The organism is Kitasatospora arboriphila (genome assembly GCF_039528095.1).
Lineage (GTDB): Bacteria > Actinomycetota > Actinomycetes > Streptomycetales > Streptomycetaceae > Kitasatospora > Kitasatospora arboriphila.
Genome location: NZ_BAAALD010000011.1, coordinates 127,509 through 145,491, shown reverse-complemented (window position 1 = coordinate 145,491; position 17,983 = coordinate 127,509). Strand labels below are relative to the sequence as shown.

General features: G+C 71.1%; 16 protein-coding genes. 6 read left to right on the top strand and 10 right to left on the bottom strand.

The annotated features are described in order from the left end of the window. Together ABD353_RS09150 and ABD353_RS09145 are read right to left on the bottom strand one after the other, a co-directional pair. Positions 1-1,324, bottom strand: a 1,324-nt coding sequence (locus ABD353_RS09150; protein WP_344622986.1) for a DEAD/DEAH box helicase, incomplete at its 3' end; no start/stop codon positions are given. Between the two features lie 251 nt (positions 1,325-1,575). Next, positions 1,576-1,779 carry a cold-shock protein gene (locus ABD353_RS09145; protein ID WP_030918248.1) on the bottom strand — a complete coding sequence of 68 codons (204 nt, stop codon included), beginning with the start codon at positions 1,777-1,779 and terminating at the stop codon, positions 1,576-1,578. Between the two features lie 458 nt (positions 1,780-2,237). On the opposite strand from ABD353_RS09145, the gene ABD353_RS09140 reads away from it, so the two are divergent. Further along, the gene (locus tag ABD353_RS09140; RefSeq protein ID WP_030277647.1) at positions 2,238-2,462 is read left to right on the top strand and encodes a hypothetical protein; all 225 of its coding nucleotides are present in this window, start codon (positions 2,238-2,240) and stop codon (positions 2,460-2,462) included. Between the two features lie 258 nt (positions 2,463-2,720). Here the strand turns inward: ABD353_RS09140 and ABD353_RS09135 are convergent, their stop codons facing one another. After that, positions 2,721-4,433, bottom strand: a complete 1,713-nt coding sequence (locus tag ABD353_RS09135) for a SpoIIE family protein phosphatase (protein WP_344622985.1) — start codon at positions 4,431-4,433, stop codon at positions 2,721-2,723. An 876-nt stretch (positions 4,434-5,309) separates the two neighbouring features. Next, positions 5,310-5,735: a CBS domain-containing protein gene (locus ABD353_RS09130; protein ID WP_344622984.1), complete on the bottom strand. Its 426-nt coding sequence runs from the start codon at positions 5,733-5,735 to the stop codon at positions 5,310-5,312. Between the two features lie 260 nt (positions 5,736-5,995). Here ABD353_RS09130 and ABD353_RS09125 point away from each other — a divergent pair, with 260 nt between their 5' ends. The 3 genes from ABD353_RS09125 (at position 5,996) to ABD353_RS09115 (ending at position 9,163) form a co-directional block, all read left to right on the top strand. Further along, entirely contained in the window at positions 5,996-6,445 is a 450-nt protein-coding gene (locus ABD353_RS09125) for a DUF5994 family protein (RefSeq protein WP_344622983.1), read from the top strand. 1,031 nt (positions 6,446-7,476) lie between these two features. After that, on the top strand, positions 7,477-7,911 hold the full coding sequence (locus tag ABD353_RS09120) for a CBS domain-containing protein (RefSeq protein ID WP_344622982.1): 435 nt from the start codon (positions 7,477-7,479) through the stop codon (positions 7,909-7,911). 232 nt (positions 7,912-8,143) lie between these two features. Beyond that, entirely contained in the window at positions 8,144-9,163 is a 1,020-nt protein-coding gene (locus ABD353_RS09115) for a site-specific integrase (RefSeq protein WP_344622981.1), read from the top strand. Here ABD353_RS09115 and tnpA read toward each other — a convergent pair. Beyond that, entirely contained in the window at positions 9,126-9,554 is a 429-nt protein-coding gene (gene tnpA, locus ABD353_RS09110) for an IS200/IS605 family transposase (protein WP_344622980.1), read from the bottom strand. The two genes, ABD353_RS09115 and tnpA, sit on opposite strands and share 38 nt — an antisense overlap. A gap of 23 nt (positions 9,555-9,577) precedes the next feature. On the opposite strand from tnpA, the gene ABD353_RS09105 reads away from it, so the two are divergent. Continuing rightward, positions 9,578-10,738 (top strand): RNA-guided endonuclease InsQ/TnpB family protein, encoded by a 1,161-nt coding sequence (locus tag ABD353_RS09105; protein ID WP_344622979.1) that lies wholly within the window; start codon positions 9,578-9,580, stop codon positions 10,736-10,738. Positions 10,739-10,843: 105 nt separating this feature from the next. Here ABD353_RS09105 and ABD353_RS09100 read toward each other — a convergent pair whose 3' ends face one another. Together ABD353_RS09100 and ABD353_RS09095 are read right to left on the bottom strand one after the other, a co-directional pair. Beyond that, positions 10,844-11,137, bottom strand: a complete 294-nt coding sequence (locus tag ABD353_RS09100; protein ID WP_344622978.1) for a DUF1330 domain-containing protein — start codon at positions 11,135-11,137, stop codon at positions 10,844-10,846. Positions 11,138-11,170: 33 nt separating this feature from the next. Further along, positions 11,171-12,205, bottom strand: a complete 1,035-nt coding sequence (locus tag ABD353_RS09095) for an MFS transporter (RefSeq protein ID WP_344622977.1) — start codon at positions 12,203-12,205, stop codon at positions 11,171-11,173. 772 nt (positions 12,206-12,977) lie between these two features. On the opposite strand from ABD353_RS09095, the gene ABD353_RS09090 reads away from it, so the two are divergent. Next, complete coding sequence (locus ABD353_RS09090) at positions 12,978-14,402, top strand: hypothetical protein (RefSeq protein ID WP_344622976.1); 1,425 nt, start codon at positions 12,978-12,980, stop codon at positions 14,400-14,402. Between the two features lie 510 nt (positions 14,403-14,912). Here the strand turns inward: ABD353_RS09090 and kdpF are convergent. From kdpF to ABD353_RS09075, 3 genes are all read right to left on the bottom strand, one after another. Then, positions 14,913-15,002, bottom strand: coding sequence for a K(+)-transporting ATPase subunit F (kdpF, locus tag ABD353_RS09085; RefSeq protein WP_043175968.1), 90 nt, complete (start codon positions 15,000-15,002; stop codon positions 14,913-14,915). Positions 15,003-15,278: 276 nt separating this feature from the next. Then, positions 15,279-15,515: a hypothetical protein gene (locus ABD353_RS09080; RefSeq protein WP_344622975.1), complete on the bottom strand. Its 237-nt coding sequence runs from the start codon at positions 15,513-15,515 to the stop codon at positions 15,279-15,281. 511 nt (positions 15,516-16,026) lie between these two features. Continuing rightward, positions 16,027-17,976 carry a potassium transporter Kup gene (locus ABD353_RS09075; RefSeq protein ID WP_344622974.1) on the bottom strand — a complete coding sequence of 650 codons (1,950 nt, stop codon included), beginning with the start codon at positions 17,974-17,976 and terminating at the stop codon, positions 16,027-16,029. Positions 17,977-17,983 lie beyond the last annotated feature (7 nt).

Below are 17,983 nucleotides of genomic sequence, written 5' to 3'. Positions count from 1 at the left end.
CGGCGATCACGGTGGGGATGCCGGCGGGTACGCGGGCGCCGGTGATGCGGGCCAGCTCCTGGCCGCCGGCCAGCACCGCGGTCGTGACGGGGACGAGGCCCGCCGTCGTCATCGTGCGTGCCATCCGACGGCGCTGGTTGGGCAGCACCAGTGTGACGACGGTGCCGGACTCGCCGGCCCGGGCGGTGCGGCCGCCCCGGTGCAGGTAGTCCTTGTGGTCCGTGGGCGGCTCCAGGTTGACGACCAGGTCGAGCCCGTCGACGTGGATGCCGCGGGCGGCGACGTTGGTCGCGATCAGCGCGGTGACCTGGCCGGCCCGGAACTGCTCCAGCGTGCGGGCACGCTGGGGCTGGGACTTGCCGCTGTGCAGGGCTGCGGCTCTGACCCCCTGCGTGAGCAGGTCATCGACCAGGCGGTCCGCACCGTTCTTGGTGTCGATGAACATGATCACCCCTCCGTCACGGGAGGCGATGTGCGCGATCGTGGCGTTCTTGTCGGAGTGCTGAACGTGCAGCACGTGGTGCTCCATCGTGGTGACCGCGGCGGCGGACGGGTCGACCGAGTGCGTGACCGGGTCGGTGAGGAAACGCTGGACCAGACGGTCGACGTTGCGGTCCAGGGTGGCGGAGAACAGCAGGGTCTGGCCGCCCGGGGCCACCTGTTCCAGCAATTCGGTGACCTGGGGCAGGAAGCCCATGTCGGCCATCTGGTCGGCCTCGTCCAGCACCGAGACGGCAACGTCGTCGAGCAGGCAGTCACCGCGGCCGACGAGGTCCGCGAGCCGACCGGGAGTGGCCACGACGACATCGGCGCCCCGGCGGAGCTGGTGGGCCTGGCGGCCGATCGGCAGCCCGCCCACCACGGTCGCCATCCGCAGCCGTACCGCGCGGGCGTACGGGGTGAGGGCCTCGGTGACCTGCTGCGCGAGGTCACGGGTGGGGACCAGGACGAGCGCCAGAGGGCGGCGCGGATCGGCCTTCCGCCCTGCAGTGCGGGCCAGCACTGCGAGTCCGAACGCGAGGGTCTTGCCCGAACCCGTCCGTCCGCGGCCGAGCACGTCGCGGCCGGCCAGCGCGTTCGGCAGCGTCGCCGCCTGGATCGGGAACGGCCTGTCGAGGCCCTGGCGTGTCAGTACGGACAGCAGCTGGCGCGGCATGTCCAGTGCGTCGAAGGACTCCACGGGCGGCAGTGCAGGAGTGGTGCCCACCGGCACCGCGAACTCGACCTGCGCAGGGTGGCCCTGACCGGCGGCCCGGCGGCCGGAACGTCCGTCGGCGACCGCTCGGCCGGAGTTCTGGTGCGAGGAGCGACTGGAGCGATTCATGCAGGGACCTTCCTGAGGGGGCACGTCGCCAGGAAGACCCCGTGGCGCGGGGCACCGGAGGAGACCACGAGAACGGGCCGAACGAGTGACGGGCTGGGAAGGGACGGAGGACCTGCGGCACGGCTCCTGCGGTCGATGCCGACCGGAAGGGACGGGAGCAGGGGCGCCGCCCCGCACATGCCGAGGGGCCCGCACCGTGCGTGTACGCGGTACGGGCCCCTCGCTGCCGGGCGGGTGCCTTCGGCGAAGAACTACAGGGGGCGAATGTTCTCGGCCTGCGGGCCCTTCTGGCCCTGCGTGACGTCGAACTCGACCTTCTGGCCCTCGAGCAGCTCACGGAAGCCGTTGGCGTTGATGTTCGAGTAGTGGGCGAAGACGTCCGGGCCGCCACCCTCCTGCTCGATGAAGCCGAAGCCCTTCTCCGCGTTGAACCACTTCACAGTGCCATTAGCCATAAAAAAATCTCCTAAACAAGGGCTGTTCGATACCCGCACGTGCGGATATCGAGTCGCCGCGGAGCACCCACCCGGAAAGATCCGGGAAACAAAAATGCGCCTGCGATACATCAGCAGGCGCACACAAAGTTCATGGGAACCACTACTGCAACTGAAACGACTGTAGCAGGTCGAGGCGTGCCGTGGGGTGAAAATTTCGCACCAGGTTTTGTGCAGGTCCCGTCCTCGGCTTCCGGGCCGGTGCTGGAGGGCACGTCAACTAGCTAAAGGGAAAGGCTGGTTGACGCCATCCGGCGGCTTCGCCCTGCCGGCGGCACTCTTCTGCAGGAGGTGTCGGTCGGGGAGTGCGCGCTTCCGATTTCGGGGACCGCGCCCGGGGCGGACGGCCCCCGTGGCCCTCCGCATCACGTTTTTTCGAACAGCCGCATCATCCCGCTTGCTGGCGCATACTTGTAAAAATGACCGACCATTCCGCTCGCCGTCCCCTGCCCACCAGCCCCTTCAGGACCCGGGCCGAAGCTCCGCAAAAGCGGTTCGCCGTCGGCGACCGGGTGACCCACGACGCCTACGGCCTCGGCCGCGTCATCGGCGTCGAAGGCGACAGCAACACCGCCGTCCTCGTCGACTTCGGATCGCAACAGGAGCGGATCACCCCGCCGTACGCCCCCATGCACAAACTCTGATCCCACGGGGGACGGACCCCGCCCTCGTCGCTCCACGGCCGTGGGCTCCTTCGTGCAGCGGATCGCCCGCTGTTCCCCGTCCGCCCGGGTCGGCGCCATCGGCACGCACCCGTGGACCGCGACGGACCACGCGGCCGGGACGGCGCAGGCGCGGCACCGGACAGGCGGTCGGAGTTCGGATCCGTCCCGGATGCCGGTACGGGCGGGCACGGCGGCCGGGTCACGTCCCGCACGCGTCCGGCACCGTGGCCGGGCTGCTCAGTTCGGTGGTACTCGGAGCGCGAGGAGGGCTGTGTCATCGGTGCTGCCGGGGGGTACGACTCGAAGGATCTGGTCGCAGAATTCCTCCAACGGGTGCGCCGCCATGCTGGCGGCGTGGCGGCGCAGCCTTTCCAGGCCGGCGTCGAGGTCGGTGCCGGGGGCTTCGACGAGTCCGTCGGTGAACAGCAGCAGTGTCGAGCCTGCCGGTAGGTCTTCGGTGCCATTGGGGCGTTCGGGGTCTCCGCCTGCTCCGAGGATGAGTCCCTGGCCGGCCTCCAGGTAGCGTGCGGCGCCGCTGTGGGACGGTGTTCCGGCGGCGGGTAGCAGTAGGGGCGGCGGGTGTCCGGCGCTTGTCCAACGCAGTCGCCAGGGCCCGTTCGGGCGTTTCTCGGTGTAGGCGAGGACCATGGTGGCCATGGGGATGTCGGTCAGACTCGTCATCGCGTCGTCGAGCCGCGTGACGACGGCAGCCGGCTCTTCGTGGCGGTCCCAGGCCAGCGTGCGCAGGATGTTGCGGAGCTGGGCCATCCGGGCTGCGGCCTGCAGGTCGTGCCCGATCACGTCGCCGATGACCAGTGCGGTCGCGCCACGGCTGAGCGGAAAGGCGTCGTACCAGTCGCCACCGACCCGCGAACCGGCCGGAGCCGGCTGATAACGGGCGGCCAGCTGCATGCCCGGACCGCGCGGCAGTTCGGTCAGCAGGTGGTGCTGCATGGCGGTCGCGATGTCGCGCTGTTCGCCGAACAGGCGGGCGTTGTCGATGGCCACCCCCGCCCGGTGGCCGATGTCGGCGAGCAGGGCGAGCTCGCCCTCGGCGAAGGGACGCCCCGCACCGGTGCGCACCGCCGTGATCGCCCCGGTGACCTCGCGGGCGCTGCTCAGCGGAACCACGGCGGCGGAGGTCGCGCCCAGCGCGCGCAGGAACCCGGCTTGGACCGCGGCAAGCGGGGCATCGGGTGGTTCGGCCATCTCCCGCGTGCCGAGCACGAGGGGTTCCGCGCCTTGCAGCACCCGCACCAGCGCGGAACGCGAGAGGGCCGTGGGCGGTGGCAGCGGACCCCGCCACGCCTCAAGGGCGGAGTCCCGCCCGGACGGACCGAGAACGGCCACGCGGCGGACCTCGCCGTCGGGGGTCCGCAGATCCACGGCCACCCAGTCCGCCAGCTCCGGGACGAGTAGTGGGCCGAGCCGGTCCACCGCCTCCTCGACGTCCAGTGTTTCCGAGAGCACCTCGGTGATCGCGCCGACGAGGGTCAGCCGTTCGGTCAGGTCCTTGAGGAGGCCCACCTGGACGGCCTCCGGCCCGACGGGCGCACTGCTTCCCGCAACGTCGGCGAACAGCACGGCCATGCCCACCGGTCGGCCCCCGGCCACGACGGGCGCCGCCGACCAGCGCACCGGCAGGGCCCTGCCGTCACCGGTCAGGAAGGCATCGCTCGCGCCCCAGGCCGGCCGCCCGGTTTCCACGACCGCCAGCAGCGAACACCGCGCGCGCGGAACGGCGGCACCCTCGGGACCCCGGTGCAGCAACTCGTGCGCATCCGCTCCCGTCATCGCCGCCGCCCCGCGGCCCAGCAACTCCTCGGCCCGCGGATTGACGGCCAGGATCCGCCCGTCCGCATCGATCAGCAACACCCCGGCCGCCAGCCCTCCGAACGCCGCGGCCAGCAACCGCTGCTCGTCTTCCCAACTGCCGTCGCCGGGCACCATCGCGCCGCCAGCCCGCCTACAGCCGCTGCTCTGGGCCGGAGGTCGCCGGTGCTCCGGAGCCGCCGGTCACCGGCGCGTACGCATGTGCCCGATCCACCGGCGCACGGTGGTGCTGCCCGCTGTACCGGCCGAGGGACCGGGTTTGCGCACCGATCGCCCACTGCAGCTCGGCGCGTGCTTCCGTCTTCGGCGACAAGCCCGGAGCCGAAGATTCATTCGCTGCCATCACGTCCCCTCTCGCGGTCCGCCCTGGGGTCCGGCACTCACCATCCACGGTGACCTCAACGACTCCGCACTGCGACCCGGCGGGAAGCGGTGGCCCGGGCAGGATCGACTGTCCCGTAGTGCGCACGACTGCAAGATCCTGCGCATGAACAGCCACCCCGATCACCGAGGCCCGCGCCAGGACGGGGGTGCCGACGCGGCAGGTCAGCGCCGAGCAGGAGCACGTCGCCGCAAGGCCGCGGCGAGGCCGTCCCTGCCGTCCCGCACGACGAACCACGGCGCCGGATCCTCGCAGAGAGCGGGTGACCCACCGCTTCGCACGGAGACCACTTCTCGTGCGGTCGGGAAGTACGCCACTGCCGACCGGGACGGCATCCAGCAGGTCTTCCACGCCGTCGACCTCCTCGCCGAAGACCCCTGCCCGGCCGGCGCCTTCACCGTCGGGGCCGGCGGCATCCACCGCACTCCGGTCGGCTCACGGGTCCAGTGCCGTATCCACGAGCAGACCGTCACCGTCACGGTCTTCCACCCCGGTCGAGTCCGACCGCCCGGACGGCACCCGGTCTGCCCGTCCCACCCGGCTGACGCTTGCCTGCGGCCCGCGTGCCGCAAGCCGCTCCCGCGGGCTCCGGTCGTGCGCCGCTCGGGGGTTCATACCGGCGTGGCGGCGAGCAGGACGGTGGCGCGGTCCGACGTCAGCACACCGAGGGTGTAGCCGTCGTCGTCGACGACGGGCCATACCGTCAGGTGCTTGATCCGCATGGTGATCGCTGCGAGGGCCAGGTCCATGGTCGGCCGGGCGAACGGGCCGTGCTGGTGCGTGGTGGAGCTGATCGCGGTCCGTTCGGTGTACCAGGAGCGGGTCAGGAACGGTCGCAGTCCCGCGCGGGTGACCAGCCCTTCGCAGCGGCCGTCGTGGTCGCGGACGAGCAGGTAGTCGACGGGGACGCTGCGGATGACGTCGTTGGCCCGGTCGACGGTGCTGTCGTCGGCTATCTGGTAGTCGCAGGGTTCCATGGCGTCGGCGACCGTGTGGCCGTGGCCGGGCCGTGCCGACCGGAGGGAACGAGTGGTCACGGTGTTCACCGCTTCCCGTCTCCGGGCCCACGTGGTCTGCCCGGGAAATCCCTTCACCCAGAACGAAGCCGGAACGGGTTCCGGGATGCGGAAGGCCCTGGATGTCTTCGAGGCTACTCCTGCTCCCGGTCCGGGCGGCCGGGCGCACCGTCGCCGCGGAGTACGGTTGAGACAACCGAGGACATTTTGCACACCGGCATCAGTGCCGACGTCGCCCTGGGTCATGAGTGGTCCCGCGTGGACCGGACGGGCGGCCCCGAATGATGCCGATCCCCCTCCCTGTTCCCTCCTCTCCCGGGCCGTGGTCGGTGCCCGGGGCTCCGACGTTGCCCCGTCTGGCCCTGGAACCGACGATGTTGCGGCAGGGTGTCTTCGACGGTGCCTGGTGGCCCCGTTCCCATCACGTCCTCGCCGAACTGCCGGACCTCATCACCGCGCTCGCCGCCCATCTCGGACGCATCGTCCGGGTGGGCCTCGACACCCCGGCCTGGGAGGGCGTGCCCCGCACCCTCGTGGTCGACGGCACGGTGATCAAGATCGGCCGGTTCGCCGGCAGCGATGCGACGATCAGCCTCACACGAGGCTTCCAGGACCACTTCCTCCTCCTGGTGGTGCCGCCCGGCACCCAGCCGGAAACAGCCTCCTCGGCGATGACGGGAGCCGCAGCAACCGGCAACCACACCCCAGCGGCAGAACTCCTGCACGGCTGACCGGACAGGCCGTACCCCGCGCAGTCCGACCGCCGAGCGGCATCGCCGTCACGGACTCCTCAAGACCGGTGCGGCCGCGATCGGCAACTGACCGCCCGTCGACCGGTTCGCCGACCGAGGCCACGAACCGGTGGCCGTCCCCCGGCCCGTGCACCCGGGTTCCGGGTAACCGTGCCAGCCAGATGTCGTGGTGATCGACCATCAAGATGGAACAGCCGGTCTCCACGACGGTGCCGCAGGCCCCGGCCCACCCGACAGCTCGACCACCGCACGACGCACTGCACCGGCGGCGACCCCGCACGCACGAACGGTCCCGGGAAGCGGTACTCCGGGCCGACACGTGAACGGCAACGGCCGCAGCGGTGGCGTAGGGGCGGGCGGTAGACCGTTGCCGCCTCGTCGGCGCCACGCTCGCCGGGATCCGATCCGCCGAACGCCGGCCACCGGCCGGGCCGGGGCGCACGCGTGCCGATGCAGGGTTCGCCGTGCTCGGTCCGCCGCTGCGTGGTGTGCCACGACACCCGGGAGGAGGCGCCGGCCGTGACACAGCCGGTGTCCCCGAAGCCCGTGCCCGCACGTCACTCCGGGCCCGTTCACGTTCACTCCGTGCCGCGTTCGGGAGCTGCGCGAGCGGCCCCTGCGTCAGCTCCCCTCCTGTTTTCCGGCCGTCGTTCGGATACCCGGGCGAGCACGACACCGCCACTGTTCCTCATCTCCGGGGCCGGCCTTCACGGCATCCACCGGCTCCTCGTGCGGGCGCCCGGCGCTGACGCGGCCCTCGCGGCCACCGGCTCCGGGGCGGCCTCGACGCCGATTGCCGCAAGGAGGTCCTGCCGGTCCGCCGTGTCTGCACCCACCATCCGAGCCGCCCGCCCTCGGGCACCCTCTCCACCGGCACAGGTCGGGGCCGATGAGCGGCGTAGTGTGGGAGGCAGTGTTCGGGGCTTGTCGATCCCGGCTGCCATGTCGGCCTCGTCCTGGGTGCGCGGAACCGGCAATGGGACGGCGCCGGGACGGGATTCGGTGACGCCATGACCGCCAAGAAGCACCCGACAGTCCCGGATGCCGTCGAGAACCGCAGGCTGACGGTCGCTGACGCGATGGAGCCCTGCGGGCCGCGCATCACCGGGGGCGCCGGCCTCGAGCAGGCCGAGCGCCTCCTCACCGATACCGGCGCCGCCTACCTGTCGGTGTGCACGGACGACGGCCGGTGCCAGGGCCTGGTGACCCTCGCCTCGCTCGCCCCGTTCCTCGCCTGCACCTGGTACACCGCCCACTCCCAGGTCAGCGACGCGACGCGCCACCGCGAACCGTTCGCCTGGCCCACCCTGTCCCTCTCCCTCGCCGCGGCGACCATGCACGTCCGACGCCTCGACCTGTGGCCCGTCGTCGATGACGACGGCCGGCTCCTCGGCATCCTCACCGGTACCCGCGTCACCGCCCTCCTCGCTGTCCCCAAGTCCTGAGCGGACGCGCCCCGGGGAGATCCGACCCGTCGGACGCACCGGCTGCGGGTGCGCGCACACGTGGTGCTGCACGCCGCGCGTGGACGCCCCAACGCCTGCACCCCACCTGCACCAAGCACATCCACCGAGCACATCCACCAAGCCCGGTGTCGCCGGGCCGGGGAACGAAGAGCGGGATCCCTTCCGGCATCTCCACACGGCGGACCCGCGTGCCGCGGGAGAGCTGCGGGAAATGCGCGGTGAGGTCGCCTCCCCGGCACAGCTCCGGACCCTCCGCACGGCCGGCGACGGCGCCTTCCGGCTGGTCGTCGACCTCATGAGCGGCTGCGGGCTGCGCCACGGCGAAGCGTACGCCGTCAACATCGACAACGTCGTCGCCGACGACGTCCACCGGGTCACCGAGCAGGTCAACCGGACCACCAAGCACTATGCGCCGCTCAAGCACCGGGCCGCCGGCGACTACCGCGACGTCCCGCTCCCGGCCCGCACCAGGCAGAGCATCGCGTGGTACGCCGACACGTACGGCACCGTGGACGGCTACCTCCCGCGCCACCCGCAGGACATCACGAGGCCGTTCCAGCACTACTCCATCAACAACCAGGCGTGTGCCCAGGCCCGGCAGCTGCTCGCCCCGCAGAGGTCCGCGGTCGACGCCCTCGCCCTGCTGCTCGCGAGGGAGCTCAGCGGTGCCCCTTCACGTGCGCGTCACCGAGGCGCCGGCCGACGCCTCGGTCATCCGCTGACGACGCCTCGGCCGGCGTCGCGGTCCGGCAGACCCAGGGCAACGCGGCGCTGCGGACGGCCGGGCACGGCGGCATGCCGGGGGCGTGGTGGCCCACCCGCGCCGGTCGACACCGGGTCGGGTGAACCCTCGGACGGGCCGGATTGCGTGGGGCCTTCGCCGGACAGCCGCGGCCTGATCCCGCCCCCCGACACCTCACACACCACCCGCCACCAACCTGCTCCGCGCCCTGCTCGTCCTGACGAACCTCGAACTCGACCGCTGACAGACGATCAAGACCGAAGACAGCCGCCCACGACCAGCACGAGCACCCACGAATCCCGCCGCACCAGCAGCCGCAGCAGCGAAAACCACGATGGTCGGATCTTCAGCGTGATCTTGCGAGGAACCCCGGCCGTTTACGGCCGGGAGGAATCGCATCCTTCGCGCTGCGGCGCGGAGCGCCACAGCATCGCTCCGGAAAGCTGGACGGTCAGTCGGATCGCTTCTGGTTCTCGATATACTCCTTGATGATGCTCAGTGGCGCGCCGCCGCAGGAGGCGGCGAAGTAGCTGGGGGACCAGAAGTGTTCGCCCCACAGGTACGTGCGGATGTGGCCCGGGAACTCCTGGCGGAGCCTGCGGGCGGAGACACCCTTGAGTGAGCCGACCAGCCGGGACAGGGCAACCTTCGGCGGGTAGTGCACGAGCAAATGGACGTGGTCCTTCTCGCCGTTGAACTCGACCAGCTCGGTTTCGAAGTCGGCGCAGACCGCGCGCATGATCTCCTCGCAGCGTCGAAGGATCTCGTCGGTGAACGGTCCGCGCCGGTACTTGGTAGTGAAGACCAAATGCGCATGCAGCGTGTAAACGACTCTTCGACCCCTGCGGATATCGGGGTTTGGCTCCCAGCGTGGTGACATAGATCAATGCTAGGGTCGGGGCCGTGAAGGTCGTGGTGCAGGTGAAGCTGACGCCGGAGGCCGACCAGGCCGCCGGCCTCCGGGCGACCCTGCGCACGGTCAACGAGTCGGCGAACTGGGTATCGGTGGTGGCGTTCGAGCGTGGGGTACCGCGTGAGTACGAGCTTCGCAAGCACACCTACGCCGAGTTGAAGGCGCGCGGACTGGGGGCACAGGCCGCCCAGCACGTCATCAAGAAGGTCCGCGACGCCTACACCACCCTGAAGGCGAACATCCGCGCCGGGAACCTCGGCAAGCCCGGTTCCAAGCGCCGCCGCAAGGCGGAGTCCAAACCGGTCACGTTCCGCCCCGCAGCCGCGCAGCCCTACGACGACCGCTGCCTGTCCTGGCAGCTGGACCAGCAGACCGTGAGCATCTGGACGACGGCCGGACGCCTCAAGGCCGTGCGCTTCGCCTGCTCGCCGGACGCGCTCAAGATGCTCCGCGACCACCGGCAGGGCGAGTCCGACCTGATCGAACGCGACGGCGTGTTCTACCTGATCGCCACCTGCGACGTTCCCGAGGCTCCGCCGAACGAGAACCCGACCTTCTTCATCGGAGTGGACCTCGGCATCGCCAACATCGCCACCGCCTCGACCGGGTACCGGGCCGCCGGGCGCGGCCTGAACCGGCACCGCAAGCGGCAGCTCGACCTCCGCGAGAAGCTCCAGGCCAAGGGCACCAAGGCTGCGAAACGCCTCCTCAAGAAGCGCTCCCGCAAGGAAGCCCGGCACACCGCCAACGTCAACCACATCGTCGCCAAGACCGTCGTCACCACCGCTGAACGCACCGGCTCCGGAATCGCCCTGGAAGACCTCACGGGCATCCGCAGCCGGGTACGGCTCCGCAAGGACCAGCGGGCCACCGTGCACTCGTGGAGCTTCCACCAGCTCGCCGCCTTCGTGGAGTACAAGGCGAAGCGGGCCGGGGTGCCGCTGGTGTACGTCGATCCGGCGTACACCAGCCAGGAATGCTCCCAGTGCCACCACATCGACCGGCGCAACCGCCAGTCACAAGCAACGTTCGCGTGCCGCGCCTGCGGCGTCATGATGCACGCGGACGACAACGCGTCCCACAACATCGCCCGCAAAGGCGCGACCGCGTGGACCGCGGGGCGTGAGTCACGCGTCCCAGCCACCCCATAGGCGGCTCAGACGTGGGAGGCCACGCGGCAGCCAGCCGCGCCCTACCCACAAGCCCGGTCCCTTCAGGGCCAGGTCAAGTTGACTGAAGATCCGACCGGACCTCGGTCAGTCGATGCCTTCGACGATGCGGAAGTCGCGCTCGACGCCGTCGGAGAGGGCGGCCAGCGCCTCCTGGTAGGCCGCACTCTCGTGCGCCGCGACGGCCTGCTCGAAGCTGTCGAACTCGACCAGGATGGTGCGCTCGGCGATTCCGGCGTCATGCGCCACGACCCGACCGCCACGGACGAAGGTCCGACCGCCTGCGGCCTTGACGGCCGGACCGGCCAGCTCGTTGTAAGCGGCCAGCTTCTCAGGGTCTGAAATGGTGCGGTATACGCTGACCCAGTAGCCCTTGGGCATGGCACCTCCAGTGTTGTAATAAGTGTACCTAGCTTACGAGTTGGCCTCGGACGGGCGTCGGCGGGCGAGGGCTAGGCCCGTCAGCGTCGTGATCGCCATGGCGCCGATGCCGGCCAGCGCCGCGGTGGTGTAGGCGCTGTCGTCGGGGAAGAGGTGGCCGGGGCCGGTGCCCGCGGCGAGGATCAGGCCGCCGATGGCGCTGCCCAGGGAGTACCCGACGCTGCGGACGACGTAGTTGAAGCTCATGGCGCTCGACGTCTCGCTCTTGGGGGTGACGGCCAGGATGACGCCGGGCATCGCGGCCGAGAAGCCGCCGACGCCGAAGCCGAGCACGCCCATCGCCGCGAACAGTTCGGCCAGGTCCGACCGGGCCGCCGCGAACAGGGCGAACCCGCCGCCGACCACGACGGCGCTGCCGGCCAGCAGCAGGGGGTCGGCGATCCGCGTCCGGACCCGCGGCGTGAGCTTGCCGGCGACGAACCCCAGCACCGAGAACGGGATGAGGACCAGCCCGGCGACGAAGGTCGTCAGCCCGAAGCCGTAGCCGGCGCCGTGCGGTGTCTGCGCGTACCGGGTGATGAGCGTGAGCAGGAGGTACATGCCGATCCCGCCGACGAACATGGCGAGGTTCGCCCCGGCGACCGCCGGGTGCCGCACCGCCCGCACATCGACCAGGGGCGTCGTGCTGCGCAGCTCGATGACGGCCCAGGCGCAGAGCAGCACCACCGCGACGGCGGCGAGGCCCGCCGCCACGGCGAGGTGCCGGCTCCACAGATTCCGTTCGCCGGCGAGGAGCAGCACCAGGAGCAGCGCAGCGGCCAGGACGACCGCGCCTGCCACGTCCACGTGGGCGGAGCGGCCTTCGGGGGCTTCGGGCATGGAGCGCCACGCGGTCAGGAGGGCGGCGGCGGTGACGACCAGGCCGAGGCCGTAGGCGGCCCGTACCCCGCCGGGCTCGGCGAGCAGTGCGGCCAGCGGGTAGCCGACGCCGGCCCCGATGATCGAGACCACCGAGATCAGGGCGATCACGGCCGCGCTGTGCTCCCCGGGGAGGTGGTCCCGGGCCACTCCGGATAGTCCACGACGGCGAGGAACTGGCCGTCCATCCCCGCACAACCGACGGGCCCGTCTCCCGGATCAAGGCATGGCCCAGTCACCAGTCCCGCCGAAAGCCGTCAAGCAATTCCTGAGAACGGAACGTCAAGCATGTCCTGAGTCCTCACACATCAGCGCACCGTCCCCCGACCGGCCGGGGCGGCAGGACACGAACCGTTCCCCGGAAGCCGCGCCGCCGCAATCAAGACCCTTTGGAGGCTCACGGCTGGCCGGGCCGAGTCCAACGCCCCTGCGCTGGCGTACGGCCGAGCCCCAGCGAGACGCTCGCCGTCCCCATCGCCCGCCGACACCATCCGACGCCGCCGTCGACCCGGCACGGGAGTTCCGAAGATGCTGTACGGGCTCATCAAGGAGGTGCTCGGGCAGTAGGAAGTTCGAGAGCTGACGGCGCCTCCACCGTCAATGATCCGTCAGGAAAACCGTCGCAGGCGTCAAGGGAGCGTCAGGGAGCGGTCGGCCGCGGTCGGGCGGCCCCTAGCGTGAGCTGCGCCGAACGGCCCCGCGTCCTTCGTGAGGAAGGAGCGCGGGGTCGTGCCGGAGTCCGGCTCTCCGGACGGGCACACCGAGGAGGGCGTTCGGCGGCCCACCGGCAGGGGGAGGGGGACGCGCGGTCATGGCACCGGGTGCGCTGGATACGACGACCGGTACCAAGGGGACGGGCTCGCCGGCGATGGCGGGCCCCGGGGCAGCTGCTGGACCGCCCGGATCGCGCGCTCCCCTTGCCGTGGCCTCGGCCACCCGCAGGCGTGTCGGTCGGTCCTCCTGGACCACCCCGAGGCTGGTCCGGGCGCTCACCGCGGCCTGCCTGGTCTGTGTGCTCGGCCTCGGCGGGGCCGTCGCATCGGTGCTCGCTGGCGCGCGGGACGGCATCGACGCCATCGGACACCGGGCCGCCCCGCAGGCCGTCCGCGCCGCGGACCTCTACTTCGCCCTCAGCGACATGGACGCCCAGGCGGCCAACCTCCTGCTGATCGGCGCGGACCCCGACTACCTCGCCCTGCGCAGGCAGACCCTGGATATCTACGAGCAGCGCCGCACCGAGGCCGGCGAGGACCTCCAGCGCGCCGCCGAGGCTGCCGTCGGAGACCCGGCCGGGCAGCGTGCGGTGCAGATCGTGATCGGCGAACTCGGCCGCTACGAGGCGCTGGTGGCCCGCACCCAGCTGCTGGAGGACCAGGCCCAGGCCCCCGCCGGCCGGCCGTCTGCGCAGGCACTGGAGACCTACCGGCAGGCCACCGACCTGCTCCGTCAGCGCCTCCTGCCCGCGGCGGACCAGGTCACCGCCGCCAACGCCACCACCGTGGACCGCGTCTACACGGAGCAGCGCGACGACCTCGCGGCCGGCTGGTGGTGGATCCTGGCGGCCGGCCTGCTCGCCCTCGTGGCGCTCGGCGCCCTGCAGCGCACCCTCGCCGTCCGCTTCCGCCGCCTGGTCAACCCGCTGCTCGCCGCCGTCACGCTGCTGACCGCGGTCGCCCTGCTCACCGGGCTGCACCTCACCGGACAGGCCGACCGGCACCTGGTGGTGGCCAAGAGCAACGCCTACGACTCCGTCCTCGCCCTCAGCCGCGCCCGCGCCACCGCCTACGACATGAACGCGGACGAGAGCCGCTATCTCACAGACCCGGCCCGGGCGGCCGCCTACGAGCAGAGCTTTCTCGACAAGACCCAGGCCTTCGCCCGGCTCGACGGCGCCGCGCTCGACGACTACGACCGCCGACTGGACGCCGCCGCCCGGGCGCACCGCACCGACCACTCCGACATTCCGTTCGGCGGATACCTCGGCGACGAGCTGCGTAACATCACCTTCGCCGGTGAACAGGGCGCCTCCGAGCGCGTACTGGAGACCTTCCGGCAGTACCAGCTCGACGACCGGAGGATGCGCGCCCTGCGAGTCCAGGGCCGCCTCAAGGAAGCCGTCACCTTCAACACCGGCCTCGCGGCCGGCCAGTCCAACGCCGACTTCGCCGAGCTCGGCGAGGCGCTGGACGCCGTCCTCGCCGTCAACCGGCAGGCGATGGACCGCGCAGTGGCGCAGGCGGACGGCGAACTCGACGGACCTGCAGCCGCCGGCGGTACCGCGCTGCTGGCTGTGCTCCTTGCGCTCACCGTCCTCGGTGTCAGGCCCCGCCTGCGCGAGTACCGCTGATCATGAGTACGTCCACACACCGGGGGAGACGTGGCGGACCGGGTCCGCGCGGAGGCCGGCGAACTCGGCCTCGCCCCGGGTGACCGGGCACCAGTGGCTGGATGGCGCCCGCGAGCACTTCACGGAGGAGTGGAAGTACGGGCTCGAGCAGCTCAACGGGACGCTCCCGGCCATCAGCCGCAACAAACCCCGGGCCGGGAGTTCACACCCGGCACCCGTGTCCCACAGATGCCGCCAAGGCGTACCTGCCGAAGCCGTCTGCTCTCTGCGGCGCCTTGATTGTCGAACTCGCCACCCCCGATCCGGACGGGTGGCAGCAGCTGTACTCCGCCTGTTCGTCCGGACCGTTCGAAGCATCGCTTCCCTGGTGCCACCGATGTCGACGACCTCGCAGCTGGCAGCCCCGGTGCCGGTGGCCTCGCCAGAGCAGGAGGCGTCGGCCCCGCAGCGCAGGCCCCGGGGGTCCCTTCAGGACGGTGCTCCGATGAGCCGCCGGGCCGGCAGCCCGCTTCAGAACTTGTCCGGGTACTTCAGGGCCAGGATCAGATAGACGACGAGTGCGGCGGCGACCAGGAGACCGGCGGCGGTGTCGGCACTCATGCCACTCCTCATGAGGTGTCAGGCCTACGTTGGAGCAGGCGGAGGGCGTCCGGGGGATCGGAATCCCCGAGCGGTGGTGCGGGCGCAGAGGAAGCCCGTGCCAGGGAGGCTATTCCCGCCCGCCGGTCAGCCGGTCCGATCCTGACGACTCCTTGATCCCGGCAGCATCCACCTTGACGGAACGTTGACGGGAACCGCGCGTACGGTCACGCCTGGGCTGCCGACGGGCCGGCGGGCTCCATGACCGGGCCACCCCCGTGCGGCGCAGACGGCCCGTCACGTGATCGCCGCCAGAGCCCATGTCTGCGACGGCCCTCGTTTCCTGGAGCCGCAAGGTGCCGTGAGGGTGGTGTGCGGTTGCCCGTCCACGTGGAGGCAGCCCTCGGCGGGATCGGCGAAGCCTTGCGGTGCCTGCCCGACATGGACGACGACGAAGATGCTGTCGCCGCCGGGTGCGCCGTCCGACTCCCGGTGGCGGTGGATGCCACCGGCGTGGAAGAACGACTCGGCCATCGCCAGGCTCCTTTGCCGCAGTCGGACGCCCGGCACGGGCGCGCTGTCCGGTCAGAATCGCGCGCCAGCGGCAGGGCCGCGGGATGCCGTGCCGGGGTGCCGGAGATTCTCACCCGCGCGTCGTCCGGCGTGCCGGGCGCGGACACCGGTGACGATGCGCGAAGACGGGCAACGCGCTCGCCGTTGCTGCGGGTGAAGGAGCTGGTCGCGGGAGTGGCTGTCGCGGGTGGCTGATTCAACGGGTTCGGGTCCCGGCTGCGGCTGGAGCCGGCTTCGGACGGCACGCTGACGGGCGTCTTCGAGCCGGGGCCAGGGCCGGCGGCCCGGCGCGAGCTGGTGGGGGCGGTTCGACGCGTGCCCGGCCGCTGCGGGCGTCGCACTGGGGTGGACCGTCGCCTGGCGCGACGAACACCTGCGCACCCATTTCACGCCGCCTACGGCCGGCGTACGCGGACATCGTGTCGGCGCCACCCTTCTGCCTTCTGCTCTCCGGGCCCGGTGGATGCGGTCGCTACACCTCGATGTGGGAGCCCATGATGACGGTGCGGTCGCGCGGGAGGCCGAAGTACTCGGCGGCATCGGCCGTGATGTAGGAGGTGGCGACGAACAGCCGTTTGCGCCACGGCGCCATCGTCGGTTCCTTGCCGCGCCGGAGTTCGATCTTCGACAGGAAGTAGGTCGCCTGGTCGAGTTGGAGCTCGCCCTCGGTGTCGGCCGGTTCGAGCAGCGCCAGTGTGCCGGGTACGTCGGGTGTCTCCATGTAGCCGACCCGGGCGGTGACGTGGATGATCCCGTCCTCCGCGTAGCCGAGGTCGTCGACGACGATCCGCTGCTCGGCCGCGACCCGGGGCACGGTCTCGGTCCGGATGGAGAGGATCACGACCTGGTCGTGCCGCACGTGGTTGTGCTCGACGTTGGCGCGCATCGCCAGGGGCGTGGTCTGCTTGCCCCGGTTGAGGAAGACGGCCGTGCCGGGGACCTTCAGCGCCTGCACTCGCCCGCTGTGGAGCTGATCGACGAACTGGCGCAGCGATCCTTCGTGGCGTTCCCGCTGGGCGGTGACGAGCTCGCGGCCGCGCTGCCAGGTCGTCATGACGGTGAACGCGGTGAGGCCGATGAGCAGGGGCAGCCAGGCGCCGTGGAAGAGCTTGGTGGCGTTGGCGGCCACGAAGAGCAGGTCGACGAAGAGCAGGACGGTCGCACCGACGGCGACCAGCCATTTCGGCGTGCCCCACCTGGCACGGGCGACGTAGAAGAACAGCAGGGTGGTGATGGTGATGGTGCCGGTGACCGCCATGCCGAAGGCGAAGGCGAGCGCCGTGGAGCTGCGGAACGCGAAGACGAGGGTGAGCACCGAGACCATCAGCAGCCAGTTGATCCAGGGGACGTAGATCTGGCCGATGGTGGACTCGGAGGTGTGCGCGATACGCAGCCTCGGCAGGTAGCCGAGCTGGGCGGCCTGGGAGGCGACCGAGTACGCGCCGGTGATCACGGCCTGGGAGGCGATCACGGTGGCCGCCGTGGCCAGCACGACCATTGGCAGCCGTCCCCAGCCGGGCACCAGCAGGAAGAACGGGCTGCTGATGTTGCCCGGGTCGTCGAGGATCAGCGCAGCCTGTCCGAGGTAGCTCAGGGTGCAGGCGGGGAAGACGAGGAACAGCCAGCCGCGGGTGATCGGCCGGCGGCCGAAGTGCCCCATGTCGGCGTAGAGCGCTTCGGCGCCGGTGACCGCGAGCACGACCGCGGCCAGGGCGAAGAACGCAATGTCGAAATGGCCGAACAGGAAGCCCAGGGCGTAGCTCGGGGACAGCGCCTTGAGGATCTCCGGGTGGTCGGCGATGCCGGAGATCCCGCACGCCCCGATGGCCGTGAACCAGAGGATCATCACCGGCCCGAACACCCGGCCCACCGCTGCGGTTCCCCTGCGCTGGACCAGGAAGAGCACCACGATGATCGCCGCCGTGATCGGGACGACCGCGTCCGCCAGGGACGGCTCGACGACCTTGAGCCCCTCGACCGCGGAGAGCACCGAGATCGCCGGGGTGATCATGCTGTCGCCGAAGAACAGCGACGCACCGAAGATGCCCAGCGCGGCCAGGACGACGGTGGTCCTTCGGCCCCGCTGCGAGGCCGACCGCCGCAGCAGGGTGATCAGCGCCATGATGCCGCCCTCGCCGTCGTTGTCGGCGCGCATGGCGAGCAGGACGTAGGTGACCAGGACGATGACCACCACCGACCAGAAGATGAGCGAGACCACCCCGTACAGGTTCTCCGTGGAGACCGGTACGGGGTGCGGGTCCTCCGGGTTGAACACGGTCTGCAGGGTGTAGATCGGGCTGGTGCCGATGTCGCCGAAGACCACACCGAGGGCACCGATCGTCAGCGCGAGGCCCGCCAAGCCGGTGGTACGACCCGGGTGACCGGGTGTCGGCTGCCGGGCTTCGGGACCGTTGTCGGCCATGGGTCCT